We start from the raw sequence: 1,462 nt of genomic DNA on the forward strand, positions 1-1,462 counted from the left end.
GTACGCCGCGCGCGCCCGCGGGGGGGGGGCGGCCTGCGGTTTGGCGCGGCGCGCGGGGGGGGGGGGGGCCGGGTTGGGTGTTCCCGCGGGGGGGGGGGGCGGGGGGCCCCCCCCGCCCGCTCCCGTTCCCGCCCCAAGCCGAGCTCCCTCTTCGAACCCGATGAACCTCTGGCTGCGCCTCCTCGCCGTCGTCCTCGCCGCCCTGCGCGGCCCGCGACTGCACCCGATCGCCGAGGCCTCGCGCCTCTCCTTCCGGGTGATGCCGCACGACCTCGACGTCTCGCTCCACATGAACAACGGCCGCTACTGGACGCTGATGGATCTCGGCCGCGTCGACCTGATGATCCGCACCGGCCTGTGGACGGCGATCCGACGGCACGGCTGGGTGCCCATCGTGTCGGCCGGCAAGATCCGCTTCCGGCGCGAGCTGCGGCTCTGGCGGCGCTTCCGGCTGGAGACGCGCATCGTCGCCTGGTCGGAGGCGTGGGTGGTCGTCGAGCACCGGGTCGTCACCCGCGGGCGCGACGGGGCGGAGATCCTGGCGGCCATCGCGCTGGTGCGCGCGGGCCTCTACGACCGGCGCGAGAAGGCCTTCGTGCCGGTCCCGCGGCTCTTCGCCGAGGTGGGCGTGCCGGAGACGGCCTCGCCGGCGATGACGCCGGAGGTGGCGGCGTTCATCGCGGCGGAGGATGCGCTGCGGGCGGCCGGGTGAGCGTCGAAGCGAGGCTCACCGGCCCTTCGTCCAGCGCGCCGTGATCACCTCGTTCCAGACGAAGGCGAAGACCGCGAGCAGGATGGCGCCGGGGACGATCGTGCCGACGAGGAAGCCGAGCCCGAGGCCCTCGTTGACCACCAGGAACGGGTTGACGGCGGCGGGGGGATGCATGGTGCGGGTCGCGAGCATCGCGGTCACCGCGAGCCCGGAGGCGAGCGCCGCCGCATAGATCGATGGCCCGACCGTGTAGAGCACGGCGTAGCCCACGAGTGCCGCGACGACGTGCCCGCCGATCAGCGCGCGGCGCGTCGAGGCCTCCGCGTAGGGCAGGCCGATGACGAGCGCGATCGAGGTGACGAAGGGCACCTGCCAATAGGGCGTGCCGGTCGTCAGTGCCGCGAGCTCCAGCAGGCCGACCGCGATCGCCGTGGCGATGCCGGCGAGCACGAAGCGAATCGCGAGCGTCGAGGGCTCGCGCACGGCGAGCCGCATGCGCTTCCAGAACTCCCCCGGCAGCCGCGGGCGCAGGCCCCCGCTCATGATCGCGCCCTCGCCATCGCTCCCCGCCGTCCCGTCGCGCGCCGCCGCGCACCATTGACACCGACGGGATGGCGCGGGGCAAGCGCGACCTTCCTCCACCGCCCGCGCCATCCGCGACCCAGGATCCTCCCCGGAGGGGAGGAGTCCGCGCTTCTGTTCGGACCGGATATATCCCTGACGGAATGGACCGGTTGAGTGGTTGACAGT

At 73.9% G+C, this 1,462-nt stretch carries 2 protein-coding genes; one reads left to right on the plus strand and one right to left on the minus strand.

Annotated features, from left to right (window positions below; genetic code table 11):
• The first annotated feature begins 160 nt into the window (after positions 1 to 160).
• Positions 161 to 712 carry a thioesterase family protein gene (locus tag ACTZWW_RS22615; RefSeq protein ID WP_444783217.1) on the plus strand — a complete coding sequence of 184 codons (552 nt, stop codon included), beginning with the start codon at positions 161 to 163 and terminating at the stop codon, positions 710 to 712.
• 15 nt (positions 713 to 727) lie between these two features.
• On the opposite strand, the gene ACTZWW_RS22620 is transcribed toward ACTZWW_RS22615, so the two are convergent.
• Positions 728 to 1,255 (minus strand): HPP family protein, encoded by a 528-nt coding sequence (locus ACTZWW_RS22620; protein WP_444783218.1) that lies wholly within the window; start codon positions 1,253 to 1,255, stop codon positions 728 to 730.
• Positions 1,256 to 1,462: the final 207 nt, after the last annotated feature.

This window comes from Salinarimonas sp. NSM, assembly GCF_052380005.1.
Classification (GTDB): domain Bacteria; phylum Pseudomonadota; class Alphaproteobacteria; order Rhizobiales; family Beijerinckiaceae; genus Salinarimonas.

What these genes read in the sequence shown, in the direction of transcription:
- ACTZWW_RS22615 (WP_444783217.1), top strand. Translation starts at nt 161, where the DNA reads ATGAACCTCTGGCTGCGCCTCCTCGCCGTCGTCCTCGCCGCCCTGCGC.
- ACTZWW_RS22620 (WP_444783218.1), bottom strand. Translation starts at nt 1,255, where the DNA reads ATGAGCGGGGGCCTGCGCCCGCGGCTGCCGGGGGAGTTCTGGAAGCGC.